This is a genomic window from Adlercreutzia sp. CNCM I-6207 (assembly GCF_977072305.1).
Genome location: NZ_CDRVLZ010000014.1, coordinates 13,053 through 36,903, shown reverse-complemented (window position 1 = coordinate 36,903; position 23,851 = coordinate 13,053). Strand labels below are relative to the sequence as shown.

General features: G+C 66.4%; 22 protein-coding genes, 1 tRNA gene and 1 other RNA gene. 21 read left to right on the top strand and 3 right to left on the bottom strand.

The window, feature by feature from the left end; all coding sequences use genetic code 11:
- The first annotated feature begins 12 nt into the window (after positions 1–12).
- The 4 genes from ACW4QM_RS08180 (at position 13) to ACW4QM_RS08165 (ending at position 4,116) form a co-directional block, all read left to right on the top strand.
- On the top strand, positions 13–939 hold the full coding sequence (locus ACW4QM_RS08180; RefSeq protein WP_161127801.1) for a DegV family protein: 927 nt from the start codon (positions 13–15) through the stop codon (positions 937–939).
- On the top strand, positions 939–1,943 hold the full coding sequence (locus ACW4QM_RS08175) for an NAD(P)-binding domain-containing protein (protein WP_161127800.1): 1,005 nt from the start codon (positions 939–941) through the stop codon (positions 1,941–1,943). The genes ACW4QM_RS08180 and ACW4QM_RS08175 overlap by 1 nt, the downstream gene beginning before the upstream one ends.
- Positions 1,944–2,085: 142 nt before the next feature.
- Positions 2,086–3,018, top strand: coding sequence for a radical SAM protein (locus ACW4QM_RS08170; protein ID WP_237418850.1), 933 nt, complete (start codon positions 2,086–2,088; stop codon positions 3,016–3,018).
- 195 nt (positions 3,019–3,213) lie between these two features.
- Positions 3,214–4,116, top strand: coding sequence for a DegV family protein (locus ACW4QM_RS08165; RefSeq protein WP_161127798.1), 903 nt, complete (start codon positions 3,214–3,216; stop codon positions 4,114–4,116).
- Positions 4,117–4,167: 51 nt separating this feature from the next.
- On the opposite strand, the gene ACW4QM_RS08160 is transcribed toward ACW4QM_RS08165, so the two are convergent.
- The 3 genes from ACW4QM_RS08160 to ACW4QM_RS08150 form a co-directional block, all read right to left on the bottom strand.
- Entirely contained in the window at positions 4,168–5,115 is a 948-nt protein-coding gene (locus ACW4QM_RS08160; RefSeq protein WP_117285253.1) for a TIGR03915 family putative DNA repair protein, read from the bottom strand.
- 9 nt (positions 5,116–5,124) lie between these two features.
- Positions 5,125–6,642 carry a putative DNA modification/repair radical SAM protein gene (locus tag ACW4QM_RS08155; protein WP_161127797.1) on the bottom strand — a complete coding sequence of 506 codons (1,518 nt, stop codon included), beginning with the start codon at positions 6,640–6,642 and terminating at the stop codon, positions 5,125–5,127.
- Between the two features lie 236 nt (positions 6,643–6,878).
- Positions 6,879–7,727, bottom strand: a complete 849-nt coding sequence (locus ACW4QM_RS08150; RefSeq protein WP_114548716.1) for an Rpn family recombination-promoting nuclease/putative transposase — start codon at positions 7,725–7,727, stop codon at positions 6,879–6,881.
- A 206-nt stretch (positions 7,728–7,933) separates the two neighbouring features.
- Here ACW4QM_RS08150 and pyrE point away from each other — a divergent pair, with 206 nt between their 5' ends.
- The 17 genes from pyrE to hisC all read left to right on the top strand — a co-directional run bounded on the left by pyrE (position 7,934) and on the right by hisC (position 23,845).
- Positions 7,934–8,617, top strand: a complete 684-nt coding sequence (gene pyrE / locus ACW4QM_RS08145) for an orotate phosphoribosyltransferase (RefSeq protein ID WP_161127796.1) — start codon at positions 7,934–7,936, stop codon at positions 8,615–8,617.
- Between the two features lie 100 nt (positions 8,618–8,717).
- Positions 8,718–8,792 (top strand) — tRNA-Thr (locus ACW4QM_RS08140).
- A gap of 371 nt (positions 8,793–9,163) precedes the next feature.
- Complete coding sequence (locus ACW4QM_RS08135) at positions 9,164–9,460, top strand: hypothetical protein (RefSeq protein ID WP_022740210.1); 297 nt, start codon at positions 9,164–9,166, stop codon at positions 9,458–9,460.
- 1 nt (position 9,461) lies between these two features.
- Positions 9,462–10,631 (top strand): M42 family metallopeptidase, encoded by a 1,170-nt coding sequence (locus ACW4QM_RS08130; RefSeq protein ID WP_161127795.1) that lies wholly within the window; start codon positions 9,462–9,464, stop codon positions 10,629–10,631.
- Positions 10,632–10,636: 5 nt separating this feature from the next.
- A complete protein-coding gene (gene smpB / locus ACW4QM_RS08125) occupies positions 10,637–11,104 on the top strand; it encodes an SsrA-binding protein SmpB (protein WP_022740208.1) in 468 nt (155 codons plus the stop codon).
- Positions 11,105–11,320: 216 nt separating this feature from the next.
- Entirely contained in the window at positions 11,321–11,953 is a 633-nt protein-coding gene (locus ACW4QM_RS08120) for a hypothetical protein (RefSeq protein WP_114540611.1), read from the top strand.
- A 125-nt stretch (positions 11,954–12,078) separates the two neighbouring features.
- Positions 12,079–13,032, top strand: a complete 954-nt coding sequence (bsh, locus tag ACW4QM_RS08115; RefSeq protein WP_161127794.1) for a choloylglycine hydrolase — start codon at positions 12,079–12,081, stop codon at positions 13,030–13,032.
- Between the two features lie 96 nt (positions 13,033–13,128).
- Positions 13,129–13,507, top strand: a transfer-messenger RNA (tmRNA) gene (gene ssrA / locus ACW4QM_RS08110).
- Positions 13,508–13,799: 292 nt separating this feature from the next.
- Positions 13,800–15,494, top strand: a complete 1,695-nt coding sequence (locus ACW4QM_RS08105; RefSeq protein WP_161127793.1) for a L,D-transpeptidase family protein — start codon at positions 13,800–13,802, stop codon at positions 15,492–15,494.
- A 6-nt stretch (positions 15,495–15,500) separates the two neighbouring features.
- Complete coding sequence (murI, locus tag ACW4QM_RS08100; RefSeq protein WP_022740204.1) at positions 15,501–16,376, top strand: glutamate racemase; 876 nt, start codon at positions 15,501–15,503, stop codon at positions 16,374–16,376.
- A 45-nt stretch (positions 16,377–16,421) separates the two neighbouring features.
- Positions 16,422–17,048: an RdgB/HAM1 family non-canonical purine NTP pyrophosphatase gene (gene rdgB / locus ACW4QM_RS08095; protein ID WP_161127792.1), complete on the top strand. Its 627-nt coding sequence runs from the start codon at positions 16,422–16,424 to the stop codon at positions 17,046–17,048.
- A 135-nt stretch (positions 17,049–17,183) separates the two neighbouring features.
- Positions 17,184–17,567: a MerR family transcriptional regulator gene (locus ACW4QM_RS08090; RefSeq protein WP_022740202.1), complete on the top strand. Its 384-nt coding sequence runs from the start codon at positions 17,184–17,186 to the stop codon at positions 17,565–17,567.
- A gap of 132 nt (positions 17,568–17,699) precedes the next feature.
- Complete coding sequence (gene larB / locus ACW4QM_RS08085) at positions 17,700–18,425, top strand: nickel pincer cofactor biosynthesis protein LarB (RefSeq protein WP_302148478.1); 726 nt, start codon at positions 17,700–17,702, stop codon at positions 18,423–18,425.
- Positions 18,426–18,489: 64 nt separating this feature from the next.
- Positions 18,490–19,353 carry a nickel pincer cofactor biosynthesis protein LarC gene (gene larC, locus ACW4QM_RS08080; protein ID WP_161127791.1) on the top strand — a complete coding sequence of 288 codons (864 nt, stop codon included), beginning with the start codon at positions 18,490–18,492 and terminating at the stop codon, positions 19,351–19,353.
- Between the two features lie 318 nt (positions 19,354–19,671).
- Positions 19,672–21,384 carry an ATP phosphoribosyltransferase gene (gene hisG, locus ACW4QM_RS08075; RefSeq protein ID WP_302148481.1) on the top strand — a complete coding sequence of 571 codons (1,713 nt, stop codon included), beginning with the start codon at positions 19,672–19,674 and terminating at the stop codon, positions 21,382–21,384.
- 12 nt (positions 21,385–21,396) lie between these two features.
- Positions 21,397–22,758, top strand: coding sequence for a histidinol dehydrogenase (hisD, locus tag ACW4QM_RS08070; RefSeq protein ID WP_237418849.1), 1,362 nt, complete (start codon positions 21,397–21,399; stop codon positions 22,756–22,758).
- A complete protein-coding gene (gene hisC / locus ACW4QM_RS08065) occupies positions 22,751–23,845 on the top strand; it encodes a histidinol-phosphate transaminase (protein WP_114548724.1) in 1,095 nt (364 codons plus the stop codon). The genes hisD and hisC overlap by 8 nt, the downstream gene beginning before the upstream one ends.
- Positions 23,846–23,851: the final 6 nt, after the last annotated feature.

Below are 23,851 nucleotides of genomic sequence, written 5' to 3'. Positions count from 1 at the left end.
AGAGGACGCTCTATGGCGAAATGCCACCTGATCATCGATTCCTGCTGCGATCTGCCCGCCTCGGTGGTGCGGCGCCCAGGCGTCACGCTCATGAAGTTCCCCTACACCGTCGACGGGGGCACCTTCGAGGATGACCTGTTCGAGTCCGTGTCGGCCGAGGCCTTCTACGGGGCCATGCGCAAGGGCGCCGAGCCCTCGACGGCCCAGGTGACGCTGCAGACGCTCACCGACACGTTCACGGCGGCGGCCGAGGAGGGGACGCCGGCGGTGTACCTGGCGTTCTCCAGCGGGCTGTCCGCCTCTTTCGACGCCGCCTGCGTCGTGCGCGACCAGGTTCTCGCCGAGCACCCGGACTTCGAGCTGCACATCGTGGACACCCATTTGGCCAGCGTGGCCGAGGGGCTGCTCGTCTACGAGGCGCTGGTGCAGCACGAGAAGGGCATGTCGGCCGCCGAGCTGGCCGCTTGGGCCGAGGAGGCCCGCTGCTTCGTGAACGAGGAGTTCATGGTGGACGACCTGGAGGCCTTGCGCCGCGGCGGCCGCATTCCCGCCTCGGTTGCCGTGGCCGGTGCCGCCCTGGATGTGAAGCCGCTGCTCGTCATTGCCGAGGACGGGACGCTGTCGTTGGTCGGCGTGGCCCGGGGGCGCAAGAAGGGCATCAGGCAGCTGGCGGAGTACTACAAGAAGAACGTCGACGACGCCGGTCAGGCCCATGTCGCCATTGTGGGCCACGCCGACTGCCCCAAAGATGCCGCGCGTTTGAAGGAGGCCCTGGAAAAGGAGGCGCCCGGGCTTTTGTGTCTGGTGTGCAACATCGGGCCGGTCATCGGGTCTCATGTGGGCACCGATATGCTGGCCGTGGTGTTCTGGGGCCATGACAAGCGCGAGAACCTGTCCGTGGCCGATCGCATCGCCCGCAAGGTGAAGGGAGACAAGTAATGGCGAAGTCGTACGCCTACGTGGGAGCCCCGTCGTTCATCGGGGCCGTGGAGGGGCGCCTGGCCGACGCCGGCTTCTCCCGAGTGTCCGATGTCGCCTCGGCGGACATCGTGGTGACGTTCGCCACCTCCGGATCGGCGCTGGAGGACTTGTACTTCGGCGACGAGGGGCTCGTCACGACGGCGGCCCCGGGATCCACGCTGGTGGACTTGTCGGCCGCCACGCCGAACTTCGCCCGTGAGATCAACGCCGTGGCGACGGTGAACGACCTGGTCATGGTAGAGGCGCCGGCGACGGTGCGCTCGCTGGTGGCCGCCGATGCCTTCGCCCGCGAGAACCTTCTGGGGCCGGTGGCCACCGAAGCCGAGCTGACCGATGAGGTTCGCCGGCTTCTGGACGCCATCTTCGGGGAAGTGGTGGAAGTGGGGGCACCGGGCCGCGCGCAGCTTCTGCGCAACACCCACACGCTGCCCTTGGCCGCCGATCTGGTGAGCGCCATCGAGGCCGTGGCCTTGGACGATGCCTCGGCTCGCTCGGTGGGGGCGCTGGACGCCGACCAGATTCCGCTGTTCAGCCCCGTCTCCGCCGATCCCGTGGTGCAGGCCGTGCGCCAGCAGCGCTACACCGGCGACTACACGGCCGAGATGCTTCTGGCCGAGCTGTCCGCGGCGCTCATGGCCGCCGACGACGCCGAGGTGATTTTGCCCGGCGTGGAGGCGACCATGCACCTGCTGGAGCTTCTGGTGGTCATCGGGGGCGCCGATATGGCGCCGGCGGCGCTGTCGCTGGTGTACCAGGACGAGGCGGCCGGGGCCCGGGCCGGGCTCGATTGGACGCGCGCCGAGCAGGCCTATGGGCACCCTGCCTCCGAGGAGGACGAGGACTGGAGCGCCTACGACGACGAGGACGGCTGCGGCCACGACCACTTCCGCGAGGATCACGACTACGACGACTATGACGACTTCGCCCCGTACAACGACGACTTCGATTACAGCTCCAATTAGCTGTGACTCGCCAGGGTCAGAGCTGCGCGATACCTTGATTCGCTCAGACAGTCCTCGCTCGGCGGAAATGCCCACAGGGCATTTCCGTTCGCTGCGGAACTCGCTCGGTCAAGGCATCCCGCATCCCCTCTACGCGTTGCCGTTGTCGTGCGAGCTGTGCCCCCGGAGGTGTGGCGTTGATCGGGCGGCGGGGGAGCGCGGGGTTTGCGGAGCTGCGGGCGAGGTGCTCGTGGCCCGGGCGGCGCTGCACTTCTGGGAGGAGCCGCCGATCTCCGGCGAGGACGGCAGCGGCACCATCTTCTTCTCCGGCTGTCCTCTGCGCTGCGTCTACTGCCAGAACGCCTCCATCGCCCTGGGCGAGCACGCCCGGGCGATCAGCGTCGAGCGCCTGGCCGCCATCATGGGCGAGCTTGAGGACGCCGGCGCCCTGAACATCAACTGCGTGACGCCGACGCACTTCGCGCCGCAGATCCGCGAGGCGGTTGCCTTGGCGCGCGAACAGGGCATGGCGCTGCCGGTGCTGTGGAACACGGGCGGTTACGAGACCGTTGAGGCGGTGCGCGGCAACGGCGGTTTCGTGGACGCCTACCTCACTGATTTCAAGTACGCCGACGGCGAGCTGGCGGCGCGCTACTCCCGTGCCGCCGACTATCCCGAGGTGGCCCTTGCGGCCCTGAAGTCGATGGTCGAGGCGACGGGTGCGCCATGCTATGACGAGTTCCGCGGCCAGGAGCGCCTCGTCTCCGGCGTGATCGTTCGCCACCTCATGCTGCCCGGGGCCCTGGAGAACTCCAAGGCCGTGGTGAGGCTTCTCCACGAACGCTTTGGAGGCGATATTCGCCTGTCGCTCATGAACCAGTACACGCCGGTGATCGCCCGGGCCGCTGATGCGGGTGATGCGCGGGCCGCCGCGGCTCTGGTCGCGAGCCCCGAGCTGGGGCGCGCCGTGCCCGATTCCGAGTACGAGGAGCTGCTGGATTTCGCTGACGCGTTGGGAGTGGAGGACTACTTCTGGCAAGAAGGGGGAGCCGCCGAGGAGAGCTTCATCCCGGCTTTCGATTTCGCGGGCGTGTAGCGCCTAGCTGCCAGCGGCATGCGGAAGTATTAGCCGACTTTTGGCTCAACGGTCGCATGAACTTCTCCTCTGCGCGCGTTTTCGACCGTGCACATGGTGTACGATAGCAAAAATGCCCCATCGCGGCCGCAGCGTCGCGATACGCCGTCGCGTGCGGCGCGGATGCCTTCGGGTGCCTCGCTGAAAGGAGAAGTCGTGGTCAAGATCGTCACCGATTCGGTCGCCTCTATCCCCGCCGAGGTGGTGCGGGCGCGCGATATCGAAGTCGTCTCGCTGTTCGTGAATCGGGATGGTCGTGAGTACCGCGAGGCCGACATGGACGTCGATGCGTTCTACGAGGATATCGCCGACATGATCGACAATCCGCCTACGTCGAGCCAGCCCTCGCAGCATGCGATGGAGACGATTTTCGAAAAGGCGGCGCAGGCGGCCGATGAGGTGCTCGGGGTTTTCATCTCGTCGAAGATGTCCGGAGCGTTCGAGGGGGCGGTGCGCAGCGCTCGGGCCTGCAAGGAGCGCTACAAGCAGTTCCGCTGCACACTGATCGACTCGACGTCGAACTGCGGCGACGAGATGTTCGCGGTGCTCGATGCATGCGATGCGCGCGATGCGGGCGGCGATCTGACGCGGTGCGCGCAGGCGGCGATTGATTCGGTCGCCTCGTCGCGGTTCATCTTCGCGCCGGAGAGCCTTGCTTTTTTGAAGGCGGGCGGTCGCATTGGAGGTGCGTCGGCGTTGCTCGGCGGTCTGCTGCAAATCTCCCCCGTGCTCACGGTGGCCGATTGGGAGACGGCTACGTTGGCGAAAGTGCGCACGTGGAAGAAGACGCTGGCGCGCATGGTCGATATCTTCAAGGAGGATATCGATGCGTGCGGCCTGGCGCGCGTGGTGGTGCACTACATCGGATCAGCGGCCCCCGCCATCAAATGGGCGCGCGAGGCTATCGAGCCGGTGGTGGGACACGCGGTGGAGGTGCTGCCCGTCAGTCCGGTCATCGGCGTGCACGTGGGGCCGGCGGTGGGGATTGCCTACGAGTGCGAGCGTCCCGTGCCCGGCAAGCTGACCGCCCCAACCAGCGAGCTGGTATTCAGCTTGTAGGGCTGTCGTCGCACCGGCGGGGATGTTTGCGCGGCCGCGGCTCACCCGCGCTCAGCGTAGCGCGGTGCGCAGGGCGGCAGGACTTTCCTGCAGCTCGGTGAGGTTCTTCCAGAAGCGCTTGGGCATGAATTGACGGCGCAGCTCCGGGTGGTAACGGGCGTCGATGGAGACGCTTTTGTAGAAGGTGCGCCAGGCCTCGCTCATGAGGGCCTCGTCGGCGGTGCGGTCGGGCAGCGCCCGTTCCAAGTCGCCGGCGCCCTCGGTGTTCACCAGCTGCCAGTCGCCGCCGTCGTAGACGCCGGCGAGATGGTGCACCTCGTCGTAGATGATGAAGGGCTGCACGCCGAGCCGTTCCACGAAATGATCCATGATGAGCGGCACCACCGACGCCTTCGGGTTCACGCGGGCGAACCACACATCGGCTCCTTCGCCGGCGAGGTGCTGGAAGCGCACGAACTGGCGCATATGCTCGCATTCCTGACCGACCGAGCGCGAAATGCGGAAGAGCCGCTCTACTGCCGGGTGGGTGATGTCCGAGAAGGCGCGACCCCGCTGCTTGGGGCACGGCCCCATGCCGCCGCGGCCTGCGCAGGAGGCGCGCTTGCGGCAGTGCTCGCATGCGCGATGCTTCTGCTCGTCGATGGCATAGCGCACGAAGCGGTAGACCGCCGTGCCCGCATCCGGCTCGTCCGAGCAAGCGGCGCGGGTCACCGCCAGGGCTGCCGCGCGGCCGCACTGGCGGCGCAGGGTGCTCATGACGCGCAGGGCCCGGTCCTGGTCGGTGGGGATGAGCGCCACGCGCTGGCCGAGACGGGGCTGCAGGCGCTCTTCCGGCGCGACATCGGTGGGACGCTCGTGGCGCTCGTAGGCGGCGAAGACGGCCGAGAGCAGCCCTTCCAGGGAGCCGTCGTAGGCGTAGGCCACCTCGTCGTAGATGTCGGGAGGAGGGGAGGGCGTCGCAGGGGCGCCCTCCGCGTATGCGTTCGGGATATGCTTCATGGCGCCCACCTAGGCCACCGAGAGCAGCGGGCTGTCGAGCGTTTTGCGGCCGTCGGCGATCGAGCGCTCTGCGACCGATGCCGGCTCGGTTGCGGCCGCTTGCCGCCCGGTCGCCGTCCCGGCCGCCTCAAGGGCCCGGCGCTGGGCGGCGAAGGCGACCTCGCGGGCGGTTGCCGCATCGGGGCTCGCCTCGGGCAGTACGGGCGGTGCCTCCACGGTTTCGAAGAGGCTCATCTGGCCAGCTGGGGCGCGGTCGGCGCGGCGCCCATGGCGACCGCCGTCGATAGGGGCCGAAAGCCGCGCGTGCAGGGCCTCGCGTGAGAAATCGACTCCCGATCCGCCCCAGGCGCCGTTCATGGTGATGAAGTAGCGGGCCCGCTTGTAGGCGATGCCGAGCTTTCTCAGCTCCGCCTCGCCGAGGGTGGACTGCCGTCGTGCCCGACAGATGAGCTTCGCCCCGCGCACGCCGATGCCGGGCACGCGCAGAAGGGCCTCCAAAGGCGCGCTGTTCACCTCCACGGGAAAGAAGTCCAGGTGGTTCAGAGCCCAGTTCGCCTTCGGATCGACATCGGGGGCGAGGAAGGGGTTCTCCTCGTCGATGATCTCGCTCACGTTGAAGCCGTAGAAGCGCAAGAGCCAGTCGGCCTGGTAGAGGCGGTGCTCGCGGTTCAGCTGCACGGCGTCGGTGGCGGGCAGGAGCGGGTCGGACACGACGGGGAGGTAGGCGCTGAAGAACACGCGCTTCAGCGACAGGTGGGTGTACAGGGCCGCCGACAGGTTCAGGATCTGGTAGTCGCTTTCCGGGGTGGCTCCGACGATCATCTGGGTGGACTGGCCCGCCGGCGCGAAGGCCCGTGCCTTCCGGGCGTTCTTCTTCGTCAGGTATACCGTAGTGCGCTTCTTCGCCAGCGAGCGCGATTCCGCATCGTCGGCGATGGAGTCGCAGATATGCCGCATGGGGGCCAGGATGGACGCACGCGACTTGTTGGGGGCCAAAAGCCCCAGGCTCTGCCGGCTCGGCAGCTCCAGATTCACCGAGAGACGGTCGGACAGGTGCCCCAGCTCGTCGATGAGCTCCACCGAGGTGCCGGGGATGGCCTTGGTGTGGATGTAGCCGCGAAAGCCGTACTCCTCCCGCAGGATGCGCAGGGCCTCGATCATGAGCTCGGTGGTGCGGTCGGGGCATCCGGCGACACCGGAGGAGAGGAACAGCCCCTCGATGTAGTTGCGGCGGTAGAAGCCGATGGTGAGGTCGGCCAACTCGCGAGGCGTAAATGCGGCTCGGGGTGCCTCGGCGTTGCTCGCGCGGTTCACGCAGTAGCAGCAATCGTAGACGCAGACGTTGGTCATGAGCACCTTGAGCAGCGTGACGCAGCGCCCGTCCGGCGTGAACGAATGGCAGCATCCCGCCTGGGTGGCCGCGCCCAGCTGTCCGGCCTTGCCCGCGCGCTGAACCCCGGAGGAGGTGCAAGCCACGTCGTACTTCGCCGCATCGGCCAGAATCTCCAGCTTCTCGATGACGTTCACCGCGCAACCCCTTCCAACCGCCAGACATCTTCCCGCCGCTAACACCAAACGAGCACACTTGTTCGCCCGAATGAATGTACGCTATACTACCCGAATAGATGTTCGCGTGTCAATGGGCGGAACATCGCCGGTTTGCTTGCGGCGTATGTCTTCTGGGGTCGGGAGAGGAGTGTGGCGGCGAGGGGGCTTGCGAAGGGGGAGACTTCGTTGTCGTCGGTTCGCGATTGCTCCTGCTTCTACGAGTCAAGCTCCTCGAGCAACCCCTCACGGTATTCCGCATCGGTCGCCGCACGGCGGGCGTCCTCGAAGCGGCCGGCATCCATAAGCTGAGCTATCAGCTTTCCAAGTTGGTCGGCTCCTTCCGCCCGTCCAGCGGCCCTACCCTCGGCTCTGCCCTCGGCAAGCCCCTCCTCACGACCCTTCTTCTGCAGGAGGCGGCCTTGGGCGCGCATATCCTCTTCCAGCGTCAGCATGACAAGAGACTCCTCTCTCCATGGAGCGTCTTCGTTGGCGGCCTCCACGGCGGCCGCGAGGTCGGCGGTAAGGCCGTCGCCTCCGACCTCCTCGGTGGCGACGTACCGAAGTAAACCACGAAGCGGCCCGTCTGGCAACATCTCCCAAGCGGAGGCGTTGAGCACGACCCATCTGAAGCCGTGCCCGAGTACCACGGATCCGCTCTCATCGCATATCATGTCGAAGGTGTAGACGGGGAGCCCCTCCTTGAACTCGTCGTGTAGGCAGATGAAAACGATAAAGCTCTCGGGCAAACTGTCGTAGGTGGCTCCCGGGCGCAGCATCGCAGTGTCCATGGCGCTCTGGTAGTAGCGCATGCGTCGACCCAGGCCCTCGCGGGAGTAGGTCTGCATCTCCACGTCGTAGAGCGCGTCCGAGGTGCGAACCCAGGCGTCGAGGCGCACTCCGTGGGAGCCGACGCGGGGCTGCAGGGTGCGCTCGGCGACGACGTTGCGTACCTCGTCCACGGGCACACCGAGGGCCGTCTCCAGCACTCGGCGGCACAGATCGGGGCGCTCCTCCATGATCCTGTCAAACATGGGGTACTCGCTGAACAGAAGGTTTCTCGACATCTAGGCCGTCCTTTCACCGGGGGTTTGGATCGTGCCATGCTACGCGATCCGAACCGCAGAAATGACGCGGGAATGTCCCGGTTCGTTCCCCGCGCCAACCGTGCTGGAGCCGCACTTTGATCGATTCGGGGAAACCGACGAGGAAATCGGGTATCATGGTGCCCATAGGAAACATGAGGGAACTCCTCACGGATGAAAGGGCGGCTATGGAGGCTTACAAGCGCGAGTTCATCGAGTTCATGGTTCAGAGCGACGTGCTGAAGTTCGGCGATTTCACGCTGAAGAGCGGGCGCAAGTCGCCGTTCTTCATGAATGCGGGCGCCTATGTGACCGGCGAGCAGCTGCATCGGCTGGGTCTGTACTACGCCCAGGCCATCAACGACAATTTCGGGCTGGACTTCGATGTGGTGTTCGGGCCAGCCTACAAGGGCATCCCCTTGGCGGTGGTGACGGCCATGGCGCTTCAGGAGCTGTACGGCAAGGAGGTAAAGTACTGCTGCAACCGCAAGGAAGTGAAGGACCACGGGGCCGACGCGGGCAACCTGCTCGGCGCGGAGCTTCACGACGGCGACAAGGTCATCATGGTGGAGGACGTCACCACTTCGGGCAAGTCCATCGACGAGACCTACCCCATCTTGAAGGCCGCTGCCGATGTGGATGTGCGCGGGCTCATCGTGTCGCTCAACCGCATGGAGGTGGGGAAGGGCGGCGTCACCACGGCCCAGAAGGAGATCGAGGCGAAGTACGGCTTCCCGGTGGCTTCCATCGTGTCCATGGCCGAGGTGAAGGAGTGCCTGCACAACCACGAGGTGGCCGGGCGCATCGTGATCGACGACGATATCGCGGCCGCCATCGACGCCTACTACGAGCAGTGGGGCGCCAAGGAGTAGGGAATCTGCGGTTGCAACTTCCCTAAATCGGAGCGTTGTCGTACAATGGGCCGACGCGGAACGGCATCGATGGGGAGGGTCGGCCGTTCACGCGCTCGTCGCCGGTGTGGCTCAACGGTAGAGCAACTGATTTGTAATCAGTGGGTTGCGGGTTCGATTCCTGTCACCGGCTCCATGTTTTACCAGGTCAGAGGTTTATAGCCTCTGGCCTTTTCTCTTTTTTGGACACTGAAGATACTGTTTGGTATCCAACGGTGCCCAGGCTGGTGGCCGGTCGTCTCCAGATGTTTTTCCGATTCTGCCTTCGAAATGCCACTTTGGCCTAGAAATGGTTGATGGACAAGAGACGGTTTGTACATTTCGGGGCTGAAATGGCAGAAAAGTGCCAGTTGAAGATAGAAATGTACAAGACGTGGAAAATGGGGCGCACATTTCGGGGTCGAAGTGGCATTTACCTGGCAGAATCTGGCGTCCGGGCCATCCACGAAGTTCGTGCGCTCTGCTATCATGGCTCGGGAACGTTTGAGAAAGGAAGCGCGCGAGTTTATGGCAACGTACATCGCCCATTATCAGTCGCCGAAGGGTTCCTACGAGAGGGAGCGCGGGCTGTTCGAGTTCGAGAGCGACGCGCGGGCCGGCACCAAGGCCAACGCCCACGACGCGCGCATGAAGATGCTAGAGCTGTTCGGCGCGAGCGCGGTGTCGTGGACCATCGAGAAGGTGGAGCGCGCCGGCGCCGCTCCCGCCGAGAAGCGGGAGAAGACCACCGACGGCCAGCTGGCGCTGGACTTCCGCCCTCCCAAGCCCGAGCGCAAGCGCAAGCATTCGAAAGGATATTGGTGATATGAAGAAGAAGCACCTGAAATTTCTGAAGCAGCTGGTGGAGACTCCCTCGCCGACGGGCTTCGAGGAACCGGCGGCGTCTCTCGTGCGCGAGAGGCTCGCCGATGTGGCCGACGAAGTGGCCACCGACACCATGGGCTCGGTGCGCGCGGTACTCGAGGGCCGCGACGCCGGTGCGCCCTCGCTCATGCTGGCGGCCCATATGGACGAGATCGGCCTCATGGTCACCTACATCTCCGACGAGGGCTTCCTCTCCGTGGCCTCTTTGGGCGGCGTGGACGCGGCCATCCTGCCCGGCATGCGGGTCGACGTGCACACCGCTTCCGGCACCCTCCGCGGCATCGTGGGCCGCAAGCCCATCCACCTCATCGAGCCGGACGAGCGCAAGACGGTGACGCCGCTCTCCTCCCTCGTTATCGATTTGGGCATGAAGCCCAAGCGCGTGAAGAAGCTTGTGCGGGTGGGCGACCCCATCACGTTCGGCGTCGGATTCGAGCGGTTCGGCGACGACATGGCCGTCTCGAAGTGCTTCGATGACAAGTGCGGCGTGTGGATCGCCTGTCGCGTCATGGAGAAGCTGGCCCGCGCCGGCCGCGCCCCGGGCGACTTCATCGCCGTAGCCACCACTCAGGAGGAGATCGGCACCCGCGGCGCCATGACAAGCGCCCATGCCGTGAATCCGGACGTGGCGCTCGCCTTCGACGTCACCCATGCCACGGACTACCCGGGCATCGACAAAACGAAGTACGGAAAGATCGTCTGCGGGGCGGGCCCGGTTATCGCGCGGGGGCCGAACATCAACCCCGTGGTGTTCGAGCGCCTCGTGGCCGCTGCCGAGGCGGAGGGCATTCCGTACCAGCTGGAGGCCGAGCCGTCGGTCACCGGTACCGACGCTCGGGCCATTCAGGTGACGCGCGGGGGCATTCCCACAGGCCTCATCTCCGTGCCGCTGCGCTACATGCATACTCCCACCGAGGTCATCTGCCTGCGCGATTTGGAGGCCACGGTGCGCCTCATCACCCGCTTCGCACAAGACCTCGCCCCCGACACGAGCTTCGTGCCGGGGCTGGGCGGCGCGGTGACCGAGAATGCGGAAGGGAAGGCCGCCGGCGCCGATGCCGATGCCGATGCCGATGCGTCCGACGCTTCCGCCGCACCCGAGGAGGCGTGAGGGCCGTGCCGAAGCGCGAGGAGAAGACCATCGCGAAGAACCGCCGGGCCTTCCACGACTACGAGATCTTGGAGACCTACGAGGCCGGCATCGAGCTGACGGGCACCGAGGTGCGCTCGCTGCGGGAGAACAACTGCCAGCTCACCGATTGCTTCGCCCTCATTCGGAACGGCGAGGTGTGGCTCAACAACGTGCACATCTCGCCGTACTCCAATGGCAGCATCTTCAACCCCGACCCCGACCGGCGCCGGAAGCTCCTGCTGCACAAGAAGCAGATTCGCTACCTGGACGCGAAGGTGGCCGAGAAGGGCCTGGCCATCGTGCCCTTGAAGATGTACTTCAACGAGGACGGCCGGGTGAAGGTGGAGCTGGCGCTGGCCCGGGGCAAGAAGCTCTACGACAAGCGCGCCTCCATGAAGGAGCGCGACACCAAGCGCGAGATCGACCGCGCGCTGAAGGAGCGCGTTCGCTAGGCCGGGGTCTGCGGGGCTGCGCCGCGCGCCGGCGTTCGGTTGCGCCACCGCCTTCGCTCGGTGTCTGCGGGCTGCACGACCGGCGTCGCGCCTTGGCACGTTCACGCTCGGTCAACGAAACGGCGCGGGAGGGCCACGGCGCGGGAAGTCGTGGCATCATAGGTTCGGCGGGCGAGGTCGCCCGCGCACGTACATCACGAGGTTAGGAGTCTGGCAATGGGTCTTGACGAAGAGCTTGAGAGCATGGAAGAGGTCGGCGAGACCGATGCCGAGTGGACCGACCAGGAAACAGAGCTGGAAGACGCCGAGGACGACGAGGACGCCCTCTTCGACGCCGATGAGGAGGATGCCGCCGAAAGCGACTTGGAGCACGCCTACGACAGCTTCATGACCGACAACGAGGCCGACTACGACGGCTGGGATCCCGACGAGGTGCCCGAGGCCATCCAGGCCGAGGAGGACGCCGACATCCTGCACTCGGAGGGCTATCACATCGAGGAGGAGCCCGAAGAGGAGAGCGAAGTCATCGAGATGGAGATCGAGGACGGCGATGTCTATGCGGTGATCGTCGACGAGCACGACAACGAGATCGGCTTCATCTTGCTCGACGAGGACGGCAACGAGCAGGAGTACTACTACGTCGCCGAGGACAACGACGGCGACGGCGTGCGCGTGGAGCGCACCTCGGACGGCGATGAGTTCGACCTCGGCATCAGCCGCGAGGGCGTGGCCGCCGCCACCAGGGACGTGAACGCCATCTACAAGGACGGCGTTCAGGTGGCCGCCGAGCTGAAGAGCACCTTCGACGAGATCTCCGATTCGCTGAGTTTCCTTAAGAAGAAAAAGTAACGGCGACAAGGCGCTGTCGAAACGACAACGGAGACGGCCCGCATCGGCGAACGTCGGTCATCGGGGCCTACCATGAATGGGAGCGATCGGTTGGGTCGCTCCCATTTCGTCGTTAGGAGATCATTATGTGCACGGGCGTTCGTTTTGCCGATGCAGCCGGCAACTTGTATTTCGGCCGCAACCTCGATTGGTGCGAGAGCTACGGCGAGGGCGTGGTCATCACCCCGCGAGGGGCGTCTATCCCCACGCAGTTCCTTGGTTCGCTGAGTCCCGAGCATGCCTGCGTGGGCATGGGCATCGTCGTGGGCGGCGTGCCGTGCTACTTCGATTGCGCCAACGAGGCGGGACTCGCCATCGCCGGCCTTAACTTCCCTGGCTACGCCCAGTTCGCCGAAGCTCCCGAAAAGGGAGCGGTGAACGTGGCGGCCTACGAGTTCCCTCTGTGGGTGGCGGCGAGCTTCTCCACGGTGGCCGAGGTGCGCAAGGCGCTTAAGGACGTTGTCATCGTGGCCAAGGCGCCCAGCGAGGGCTATGGCGTGGCCCAGCTGCACTGGCTGGTAGGCGATGGGAAGGAGTCCATCGTCATCGAATGCCAAGCCGACGGCATGCACGTGTACGACGACGGGCTGGACGTGCTTACCAACCAGCCGCCCTTCCCCTGGCATACCGAGAATGTGCGTAACTATATGCACATCGAGACCGCGCATCCCGAGCCGGTTGCGTGGACGCGCGACACCCTGCGCGCGTTCGGCAGCGGCGCGGGCATGATCGGGTTCCCGGGCGGCTACGATCCGGCCAGCCGCTTCGTGCGGGCCGCCTTCCTGAATGCGCATTATCCCGCAGAAGAGGGGGAGGTCGCCAATGTGACGCGCCTGTTCCGCACGCTTGAGGGCGCGTCCATGTGCAAGGGCGGCGCGCAGATGGCCGACGGTCGCTTCGAGTACACGATGTTCTCCGACGGCTACTCGGCGGCCACCAAGACCTATTACTGGTGCACCTACGACGAGCCGGCGCGCCAGAGCGTGTGCTTGGACGATTACGACCTGAGCGGCGCCGAGCTCATCCGCGTGGCGGCCTAGCGCCGCGGCGGCTCGGGCGTGTCGGGCTGACGGGGCCGATGGTGCGGCTCTTGACAGGAGCGGCGCGCCCGCTAGAATAAATCGACAACCCTTAAAGGGGGCGACTGGTTTCGACATGGTAAGTTCGAAACGAGGAGCAGGCCGTGGTCTCCTCGCCACGCTAAACAGGGGTACCGTCAAGTTAATTGGCAAAAACACTTCTAAGACCGGCTACTACATGCCGGCCGCCATGGCTGCCTAACAGCAGTTCTGGTGATCACCGACCCCGGTGTTTCCCCGAACCGGGCAAGGTGTCATTTGAGGGGAATGCCCCGCGGCACGTAGTCGGTATGGCCGCTGGAAAGACGGAACCGACTAGGAGCGGCCACGTTGGTCTGCGAACCGATCCGCTCCGAAGCCCGATCGCTGACTAAGCCTGTAGCGCCTTGTGGACAATTTAGTATGGACCGGAGTTCGATTCTCCGCGCCTCCACCAAGCTTTTCGCGGCCGCTCTTCGGGGCGGCCGCTTTTCTCTCCTTGCGTGGCTTATTCCTTACGAAAACGGTCATGTTCTGGGGAAACAGGCTGAAAATCCTTTAAGTTCTGTGGGGGAGTCGTGGGGAATGGCGTGCAGGGTGGCGCGCGGGGCGCGGTCTGTGGGAAAGTAGCGCCGAACGACGTATCCGCCGGCGGCCGCGGGCTCCTTGGCTTATAATGGGCCTAAGGCGCATCCGCCGACTTGCGCGGCGGCCCCAAAGTAAGTTGAATCGCACCACGGAAGCGCACTATGCCACGACACAGCACATCTGACAATCGAATTTCCGAAGCGGGCGCAAGCGCGACCCGCGGTTTCGTCATGCCCGAGGGCCGCTTCGGCGCGCCGAGGCCCGTGGGGCCCCAGGCCACGGGCGCGATGCCGCCCCAGCACGACCAGGGAACCGCCGCGATGCCCCCTCAGCCTTCGCGCCCCGCAATCAGCGGCGCCGGCGCCATGCCCGTCGTGCCCCCCATGGGCCCGACGTCCGGCGGCTACGTGCCCGGCTACCAGGTGAATGCCCGGCCGCCCAAGAAGCATCGGGGGCTCAAGATCTTCGGCATCGTGATGGCCTCCATTCTAGGCGCCATCGCCCTTGTCTACTTCGCCGGCGTCATCGTGTTCTCCGGGCGCTTCTTCCCGCAGTCCACCATCATCGGCATGGACATCTCCGGCAAGACGCCCGAAGAGGTCCATCAGATGCTCGACGAGGTGCTGGGCGACTACACCTTCAAGGTGGAGGGCCCGGGTCTTTCCCTCACGCTGGACGCCACGGACATGGGCATGGCGCTCGACAGCCAATCTATCGCCGACGGCCTTCTGGCCGAGATGAACCCCTGGGCGTGGCCCTACGAGGTGTTCCAGCGCCACGACGACACCGACGACTTAGTCTCCACTCTGGAGAACTCGAAGCTGGCCGACACGCTGACCGCCGCCGTGGAGGAGGCCAACGCCCGCGGCACCGCTCCCAAGAACGCCACCGTGGCCTATGACGCCGACGAGGGCGGCTATGTCGTCGTGCCCGAGGAGGAGGGCAACACCCTTTTGGCCGACGTCGTCATCGACGAGGTGACGCGGGGCACGGTGAACTTCGCGCCGAAGGTGACGCTCTCCGACGCCGTGCTGGCCAAGCCCACGGTGACGCGCGACGACCCCGCGCTGGCCGAGGCGCGCGATGCGGCCAACAAGCACCTCGGCGGGGCGCTTTCCCTCACCATGGCGGGCGCCGAGAAGATGGCCATCACCGCCGACGAAATCGCCGAGCACATCACCTTGGGCGACGATCTCTCCGTGACCTTCGACCCTGAGCCTTTGGTGGCGGCGGTGAAGGAGAAGGTGAACGCCATGGACACCACGGGCGCTACCCGCACGTTCACGCGTCCCGACGGCAAGGCCGTCACGGTGAAGGGCGGCGACTACGGCTGGATCACCGACAGCCAGGCCACCGCCGACGCCGTGCGCGAGGCGCTCACCTCCGGGGCGGGCGGCACGCTGGAGATCATCATGAAGCAGAACGCGGCCCAGGCCCCCGACGAGGGCGGCCGCGACTTCGGCACCCGCTACATTGACGTGGATCTCACCGAGCAGCACGCGCGCTTCTACGGCGAGGACGGCGCCATTATCTGGGAGAGCGATATCGTCAGCGGCAAGCCCGCCGACGGGCGCGACACGCCCCAGGGTACCTACTACATCAAGACCAACGACGGCAAGTCGGTGCTGCGCGGCTACAAGCCCGACGGCACCAAGGACTACGAGACCGAGGTGGAGTTCTGGATGCCCTTCAAGGACAACTCCGTGGGCTTCCACGACGCGGGTTGGCAGGAGAAGTTCGGCGGCGACTGGTACGTCGAGCACGGCAGCCACGGCTGCATCAACCTGCCTCCCGATAAGGCCGAAGAGCTTCACGGGCTTCTGTCGGTGGGCGACGTCGTCGTCGTGCACGAGTAGGGCGCTGTGGATACGGAGCATTTCGACAACCGCCCCATCGGGGTGTTCGATTCCGGCTACGGGGGCCTCACGGTGGCCCGCGCGCTGCAGAAGCGCCTGCCGGAGGAGTCCATCCTGTACTTCGGCGACTCGGCGCGCTGCCCCTATGGGCCTCGCGATCAGGCCGAGGTGGACGGCTTCGTGCAGCAGATCTGCACGTGGCTCGTCGGCCGGGACGTGAAGATGATCGTCATCGCCTGCAACACGGCCACGGCCGCTGGCCTCGCCCATGCCCAGGAGAACTTCTCCGTGCCCGTCGTCGGCGTGGTGGAGCCGGGCGCCCGGGCGGCGGCCCATACGACGCTCAACCGGCGCGTGGGGGTCATCGCCACCAAGGGCACCGTGGATTCCAACGCCTACAGCGACGCCATACGCCACATCGACGCCGGCATCACCGTGTTCTCCACGGCGACGCCTCGGTTCGTGGAGATCGCCGAGATGGGGCTGAAGCTCTCCGACGGGCCCATCGAGGACTACATGGCCGACACCACCAAGGTCTACATCCGCCCGGAGTTCGAGGACATCGCTCGGCAGTACCTGGAGCCGCTGCGCCGCTGCGACATCGACACGCTCGTTTTGGGCTGCACCCACTATCCGCTTCTGAAGGCGCTCATCGGGGGCGTGGTGGGGCGCAAGGTCACGCTGGTGAACTCGGCCGACGAGACGGCCCGCGACGTCGATCACATCCTGCGCCGGCGCCGCGCCCACGCCCGCTCGGGCAACGTGCCCGTCCACTCGTTTTTCACCACGGCCGACGACGTGGAGGAGTTCCGGCGCTTCGGCGGCCGCGTGCTCGCCCGCCCCATGGACGTCGTCGCGCACGTGGATCTGCCCGCACTGTAAGCAACCGCCCGCACCGGCGAGGTGCCCGTCTGCAAGGAGGAGCCCGTGAAGGAAGTGCTCATCGCTACGAACAACGCCCACAAGGTGGAGGAGATCCGCACGGCCCTGAACTTCGAGGGCTGGATGTTCACGACGCTGGCCGAGGCGGGGGTGACATCAGATCCGGCCGAGGACGCCGACAGCTTCGAGGGCAACGCCCGCATCAAGGCCCGGGCGGCGCGTGCGGCGGCACGGGAGTCGCTGGGGCGCTTTGTGGCGGTGCTCGCCGACGACTCCGGTTTGGAGGTGGACGCCCTGGACGGCGCGCCGGGGGTCTTCTCGGCGCGCTACGCGGGATCCGACGGGGACGATGCGGCCAACAACGCGAAGCTTCTGGCCGAGCTTGCCGCCGTGCCGGATGCCGAGTGCACGGCACGGTTCGTGTGCACGCTCGTGTTCATCGACGAGGACGGTACGGAATCGGTGGCCCGCGGCACCATCGAGGGTTCCATCGGGCGCGAACCCCGCGGCAGCGAGGGCTTCGGCTACGACCCGCTGTTTTTGCCCGACGAGTACGGCGGCATGCGGGCGCTGGCCGAGGTCTCCCAGGCCGAGAAGAACGGCATATCTCATCGGGGAAATGCCTTGCGCGTGCTCAAAAAGGCCCTTTCCCAAAGCGTTGACGAACGGTAAAAATGGGCTGTGTGCGGGGCTTTTCCGTGGGATATTATTTCGATCTATTGACTTATAGCATACTCCATATGGTCTAATGGACACGCAGGTTGCGCGAACGTGAGATGCGCAGCGGCGCGTTTCGAAGGGGACGGCATGAAGATTGCGGAAGTCAGCAAGCGCTACGGTGTTTCCACCGACACGCTGCGCTATTACGAGCGCATTGGCCTGTTGCGCCATGTGCCTCGCAACAAGAGCGGCATTCGCGATTACGACGAGGCCAGCTGCAATGCCGTCGAGTTCGTCAAGTGCATGCGCGATGCCGGCATGTCCATCGAGTCTTTGGTGGAGTACATGGAGCTTCTGGAGCAGGGCGACGAGACGACGGCGGCCCGCAAGGAACTTCTTTTGAGGCAGGGCGACGAGATCCGGGAGCGCATTGCCGGCCTGGAGCGGGCCTTGGCGCGTCTCGAGTACAAGATCGAGCACTACGACGAGGTCATGACGGCCACCGAGCGGACTCTGCGCGCGGGGGAGTAACCGCCGCGAATGCGTTTGTTCCGTGGGCGTTGCCCTCGAGTCTTTTATTGGAGCTGACTCCAACATTTATCATGGCTTTCCGAGAAACCAACTGAGAACGAGTGAGGGCGTTCGTCGGAAAGCGGGGTGGCCGTGGCCTTTCACCAGAGCGAGAATTCTGAGAGTCTTTGCGGCGGAGCCGCGTTCGCGCGGCCCGACTACGACCGTGCGATGCGACAGGGCGCCGGCGAGGTGATTTACGGCGAGGGAAAGACCGCCGAGCAGATCGCCGCCATCGCCTCGTCGCTCATGGGCGCCGGTCAACCGCGCGTTCTGGCGACCCGCGTGGACGCGAAGAAGGCCGATGCCGTGGCCGCTCTATGGGGCGACGACGGCGGGATCGCCCCGTGCGCCTACTACGAGACGGCGCGGCTCGTCGTGTTCGGCGGCATGCCCGCGCTCGACGGGGACGGAGTGGTGGCCATCGCCTGCGCCGGCACGAGCGATCTGCCCGTGGCCGAGGAGGCGGCGTTCACCGCGGAGTTCCTCGGCAACGAGGTGCGGCGCTTCTACGATGTGGGCGTGGCGGGCATCCATCGACTCTTGGATGTGGCCGACGAGCTGCGCGCGGCCCGAGTCGTGGTGGCGGTGGCCGGCATGGAGGGCGCGCTCGCCTCCGTGGTGGGGGGTCTCGTCTCCGCGCCGGTGATCGCGGTGCCCACCTCGGTGGGCTACGGCGCCTCGTTCGGCGGCGTGACCGCCCTGCTCGCCATGTTGAACTCGTGTGCGAGCGGCGTGTCGGTGGTCAACATCGACAACGGCTTCGGCGCCGCCTTCCAGGCAAGCGCCATCAATCACTTGAATTCCCGACAGGGATAAACCTGCGGCGGTTCCCGCCGAACGCGGGCGCCTCGAGGGCGGCACCATCATGAAAGGCGATGCAATGACGAAACTTCTCTACTTGGAATGCACCTCCGGTATCAGCGGCGACATGTGCGCGGCGGCCCTGCTGGATGCAGGCGCGAGCGAGGAAGCGGTGCGCCGGGCGCTGGAGAGCCTGCCTGTGGAAGGTTTCGCTGTGGAGATATCCCGGGTGAAGAAGTCGGGTTTGGACGTCTGCGACTTCAGCGTCGTGCTGGATGCCGCCCACGAGAACCACGACCATGATATGGCCTACCTGCACGGGCACGGAGGCGCAAGCGAGCACGGCCACGGCCATGACCACGATCGCGACCATGGTCGCGCCCACGATCACGACCATGCCCACGGTGCCCCCGGTGGCCACCACCACCGCGGCCCTGCGGAAATAGCGCAGATCATCGACGGTGCCGCCATGACCGACGGCGCCAAGGCCATCGCGCACCGCATGTTCGGCTTCGTGGCCGACGCCGAGGCGCGGGCTCATGGCGTACCTGTTGGGGAAGTTCACTTCCACGAGGTGGGCGCCGTGGATTCCATCGCCGACATTATTGCCATCGCCGTGGCGGCCGACGACTTGGCGCCCGACGGCGTTGTCGTGTCCGATCTGCCCTGCGGGTACGGCACGGTGCGCTGCCAGCACGGCCTCATCCCCGTGCCCGCCCCGGCCACGGCGTTCATCGCCGAAGCTGCCGGATTGACGCTTTCCCCGGTGGACGTGGAAGGCGAGCTCGTCACCCCCACGGGCGCCGCCGCGGCCGCCGCTCTGCGCACGGAAGCCGCCCTTCCCGAGCGCTTCTCCATCAAGGCCATCGGCATGGGCGCCGGCAAGCGCGCCTACGACACCCCCGGCATCCTCCGCGCCATGATCATCGAGCCTGCGGAGTAATTCCAACCGTAGGCGAAAATCCCATTGCTTTAGCACTCTACTGTGATAAAGTACTAGCATCGATGCGAGATCCTCGTGCGTTCTTTGCGCGGGAACTCTGTCGATAATTCGCCGTTTGCCGTCCCGGTGCGCCGGGAGGGGAGAGGGCGTGTAACATGACAATCTCGGTAATCGAAGGCGCTTGCGACGAGACGAGCCAGGCGATGGCCTCGGCTGACTGCGAGCCAGGGCGAAAGCTCCGGCTGCATGCATGCCGGGTCACAGGTCTTGGGCCGTTCGCGCGTCGTTTGCGCCAGTGAGGAATGTGCGTTGAACGCTGTGACACCATCGGGCTTCCGCGACGTGCTCTCCGAGGAGGCGCGCGTCCGCGAGGCCATCACCCGGGCCGTGGCCGACCTGTTCGCCTCTCGCGGCTACGTGCCCATCGAGACGCCCACCCTGGAGGTGATGGACGTCCTGCGGGCCGGCGGACGGGTGCCGGCCACTCCCTTCAAGTTCTTCGACTCCCGGGGCGACCTTCTGGCCATGCGCCCGGACGTCACCCTGCAGATCGCGCGCATGTGCGCCACGCGCCTGGCCAACGTCCCCGGCCCCTTGCGCTTCCGCTACACCCAGCGGGTCTTTCGCGAGGCCGAGACGGAGAACCAGGTGCAGGCCCGCGAGCTCACCCAGTGCGGCGTGGAGTGCATCGGGGAAGTGGGGCCGGCGGCCGATGCCGAGATCGTCGCGCTGTTCGCCGAGGCGCTGCGGCTGGCCGGAGCGACGCAGTTCGTGCTCGCCATGGCCACGGTAGGGGTGCTCCGGGCCCTGCTCGAGCGCTCGGGGGCCGCCGAGCCGTGGAAGGCCGCGGTGCTGGATGCCTATCACGGCTCCGACTTCGTGGCCCTCGACCGTTTGTGTGACGCCGCCATGGGGCGCGCCGTGGAAGGGGAGGCCGTCGATGCGGGGGCTGCCGCGCCCGCCTACACCGAGGCCATCCGTCAGCTCGCGCGCATCCGGGGCGCCCAGGACGCCATCGACGCGGTGCGCGCGCTCGTGACTCCGCTCGGGTGCGTGGCCGACCTGGACGACTTCCAGGCCACCTACGATCTTCTGGGCGAGGCCGGCCTGGCCGACTCCGTGCTCGTCGACTTCTCGGTGGCCAGCTCCTTCAACTACTACACGGGCCTCGTCTTCGAGGCCTGCTCGCCCTATCTGGGCTCGCCTCTGGGCTCCGGCGGCCGCTACGACCGCATGATAGGCGCCTTCGGGGCCGATCGTCCCGCCGCGGGCTTCGCCTTCTCGCTGGAGCAGGCCATGGCCGCCGCCTCTGCCGAAGTGGACGCGGCGCCCGCAGGCGCGCGCCCGCTGCGCATCGCCGTCCCCAAGGGCTCCCTGAACGCCGAGGCCATCGCCTGTTTGGAAGAGGCCGGCCTCGATGTGACGGGGCTTGCCAACCCCGGGCGCGCGCTCGTCATCTCCAACCCCGGGGTCGACTACATCATCGTGCGGCCCTCCGATGCCCCCGTCTTCGTGGCCCTGGGCGCCGCCGACTGCGGCATCTGCGGCAAGGACTCGCTTTTGGAAGTGGGCGCTGCCGTGGAGGAGCTGGTCGATCTGCGCTTCGGCGGCTGCCGCTTCGTCGTGGCGGAGTCGGCCGGCACGAGCGCGGCCATCGAGGAGCGCTACCGCAAACTCGGCAGCATACGCATCGCCACGAAGTACCCTTCCATCACCCGTGCCCACTTCGCGCGCACCGGCACCCAGGTGGAAATCGTCTACCTGCACGGCAACATCGAGCTGGCGCCCATCACCGGCATGGCCGAGCGCATCGTCGACATCACCGCCACGGGAACCACCCTGCGCGAGAACAACCTGGAGATCGTGGAAGAGGTGCTCGCCTCCACGGCCCGCTTCTTCGCCAACGGCTGCGCCCTGCGCACCGACGAGCGCATCGTGGCGCTGGCCCGCGTGCTCGCCGAAAATGCCCCCAAGCACACTTACGCGCCCATCGCCGGCGCTTCCAACCCTGTTCAACCGACCCTGTCCTAAGGAGTGCGCCCCATGACCATGAGACGAATCGACCTGCAACCCCTCGAGCCCTTCACGAGCGACTTCATCGACCGTACCGGCGCCTTCAATCCCGGCGCCCTTGAGGCGGCCACCGCCATCATCGAGCAGGTGCGCCGGGACGGCGACGCGGCCCTGCGCGCGCTTACCGAGAAGTTCGACGGCGTGGCCATCGAGAACTTCCGCGTGCCGGGCGAGGCCATCGACGCCGCGATGGCGGAAGTGGATCCGGACACCCTCGAGGCCCTGAAGCACGCCGCGGCCCAGATCCGCGACTTCCACGAGCGCCAGAAGCAGCAGAGCTGGTTTTTCGCCCGCGAGGACGGGGCCATCGTGGGCTCGAAGGTGACGCCTTTGGAATCCGTGGGCATCTACGTGCCCGGAGGACGGGCGCTGTACCCCTCAACGGTGCTCATGAACGCCCTGCCCGCCCAGGTGGCCGGCGTGGAGCGCATCGTCTGCGTGACGCCGCCCACCAAGGACGGCACGCTGGATGCGGCCATCCTCGCCGCTTGCAAGATCGCCGGCGTCACCGAGATCTACACCGTCGGCGGCGCCCAGGCCGTGGCGGCGCTGGCCTACGGCACCGAGACCATCCGCCCGGTGGCCAAGATCACCGGCCCGGGCAACGCCTTCGTGGCCGCGGCCAAGAAGCTCGTCTCGGGCGATGTGGGCATCGATATGATCGCCGGGCCGTCGGAGGTCTGCGTCGTGGCCGACGAGACGGCCGACCCGCGGCTGGTGGCCATCGATCTCATGGCCCAGGCCGAGCACGATCCTTTGGCGGCCTGCTACCTCGTCACCTTCTCGGACGCCTACGCCGACGCGGTGGAGGCGGCCATCCAGGTGCACCTGGCCGATTCCACCCGCGCCGACATCACCCGCACCTCCCTTGACGATCACGGGCTCATCGTCGTGTGCACTTCCATGGATCAGGCCCTGGAGGCGGTGAACGTCATTGCGCCCGAGCATTTGGAGATGCACGTGGAGGGCGCCATGGAGTATCTGGGCGCCATCCGCAACGCTGGCGCCATCTTCTTGGGCGCGTGGACGCCGGAGGCCGTGGGCGATTACGTGGCCGGCCCCAACCACACGCTGCCCACCGGCGGCACGGCCCGCTACTCTTCGCCGCTTTCCGTGGACGATTTCGTGAAGAAGTCCTCCATCATCCAGTACAGCCCCGCGGCCCTGAAGAACGACGCGCGCGCTGTGGTGCAGATCGCCACCCACGAGGGGCTGTGGGCCCATGCCCGCTCGGTGGCCCTGCGCCTTAAGGCGCTGCTGGACGCCGAGCAGGCGAGCGTGGCCGGCTCGGCGGCGGCGGGCGTGGAAGATGGCGAGGCGCGCGGTGAATAAGGTTCGCGCGTCGGCGCCCCAGCTTGAGGGGCTCGTTCCCTACGACCCGAAGTACCTGCCGGCCGAGGCGTACCTGTCGGCCAACGAGAATCCGCGCGACGTGGACGCCGAGGTGCGTGCCGCCATCGCGCGCCGCATTGCCCAGGTGCCCCTGAACCGCTATCCCGATCCTCTGGCCAACCGCCTGCGCGACCTCATCGCCGAGGCCAACGGGCTCGACCGCGCCAATGTCCTTCTGGGCAACGGCGGCGACGAGCTTTTGTTCGATGTGGCCCTCGCTTGGGGCGGACCGGGGCGCAGCTTCCTGAACCTGCCCCCGACCTTCTCGGTGTATGCGGCCAACGCACGGCTCACGAACACCCGCTGCGTGGATGTGCCGCGTCGGGCCGACTTCTCCATCGACGAAGCGGCGGTGCTTGAGCGCGTGGGGAAGGGCGACATCGATTTCGTCATCGTGACGAGCCCGAACAACCCCACGGGCCAGAGGGCGTCCACGGCGTTCATCGAAGAGCTGCTCGACGCCACCGATGCGCTCGTGCTGGTGGACGAGGCCTACTTCGAGTTCTCGCGCGCCACGGTGCGCCCTTTGCTGGCGACCCACGAGAATCTCGCCATCCTGCGCACGTTCTCGAAGGCGTTCTCGCTGGCGGGCGTGCGCCTGGGCTACGTTTTGGCGAACGCGCCGGTCATCGAGGAGCTGTGCAAGGTGCGCCAGCCCTATTCCGTGGACGCCGTCTCCCAGGCCATAGGAGAGGTGGTCTTCGAGAACCGCGCCCGCTTCGAGCCGGGCATCCGCGAGATCATCGAGGAGCGGGGCCGCGTCATGGAGGCGCTGCGCACCCTGCCCGGCGTGACCGCCTACCCGTCGGATTCCAACTGGATTCTGTTCTCGATGGAAGATGCCGGGGCGGCCTGGCAGTACCTGTACGACCGCGGCGTGCTCGTGCGCGATTTCAGCAGCGCCCCCATGCTCGAGGGCTGTCTGCGGGCGACCATCGGCACGCCGGAGCAGAACGACGCGTTCATCCGCGGGCTGCGCGACTTTCTGTCCGAGAGCCGCGAGCGGCGCGCGCGGGCTATGCAATAGGGAAGG

Bases quoted from the DNA above. Each gene is read 5' to 3' on its own strand.
- ACW4QM_RS08105 (WP_161127793.1), top strand. From the start codon at position 13,800: ATGCCACGACACAGCACATCTGACAATCGAATTTCCGAAGCGGGCGCA.
- ACW4QM_RS08160 (WP_117285253.1), bottom strand. From the start codon at position 5,115: ATGAAGCATATCCCGAACGCATACGCGGAGGGCGCCCCTGCGACGCCC.
- ACW4QM_RS08150 (WP_114548716.1), bottom strand. From the start codon at position 7,727: ATGTCGAGAAACCTTCTGTTCAGCGAGTACCCCATGTTTGACAGGATC.
- ACW4QM_RS08180 (WP_161127801.1), top strand. From the start codon at position 13: ATGGCGAAATGCCACCTGATCATCGATTCCTGCTGCGATCTGCCCGCC.
- pyrE (WP_161127796.1), top strand. From the start codon at position 7,934: ATGGAGGCTTACAAGCGCGAGTTCATCGAGTTCATGGTTCAGAGCGAC.
- bsh (WP_161127794.1), top strand. From the start codon at position 12,079: ATGTGCACGGGCGTTCGTTTTGCCGATGCAGCCGGCAACTTGTATTTC.
- ACW4QM_RS08135 (WP_022740210.1), top strand. From the start codon at position 9,164: ATGGCAACGTACATCGCCCATTATCAGTCGCCGAAGGGTTCCTACGAG.
- ACW4QM_RS08120 (WP_114540611.1), top strand. From the start codon at position 11,321: ATGGGTCTTGACGAAGAGCTTGAGAGCATGGAAGAGGTCGGCGAGACC.
- larC (WP_161127791.1), top strand. From the start codon at position 18,490: ATGACGAAACTTCTCTACTTGGAATGCACCTCCGGTATCAGCGGCGAC.
- ACW4QM_RS08090 (WP_022740202.1), top strand. From the start codon at position 17,184: ATGAAGATTGCGGAAGTCAGCAAGCGCTACGGTGTTTCCACCGACACG.
- hisD (WP_237418849.1), top strand. From the start codon at position 21,397: ATGACCATGAGACGAATCGACCTGCAACCCCTCGAGCCCTTCACGAGC.
- ACW4QM_RS08130 (WP_161127795.1), top strand. From the start codon at position 9,462: ATGAAGAAGAAGCACCTGAAATTTCTGAAGCAGCTGGTGGAGACTCCC.
- ACW4QM_RS08175 (WP_161127800.1), top strand. From the start codon at position 939: ATGGCGAAGTCGTACGCCTACGTGGGAGCCCCGTCGTTCATCGGGGCC.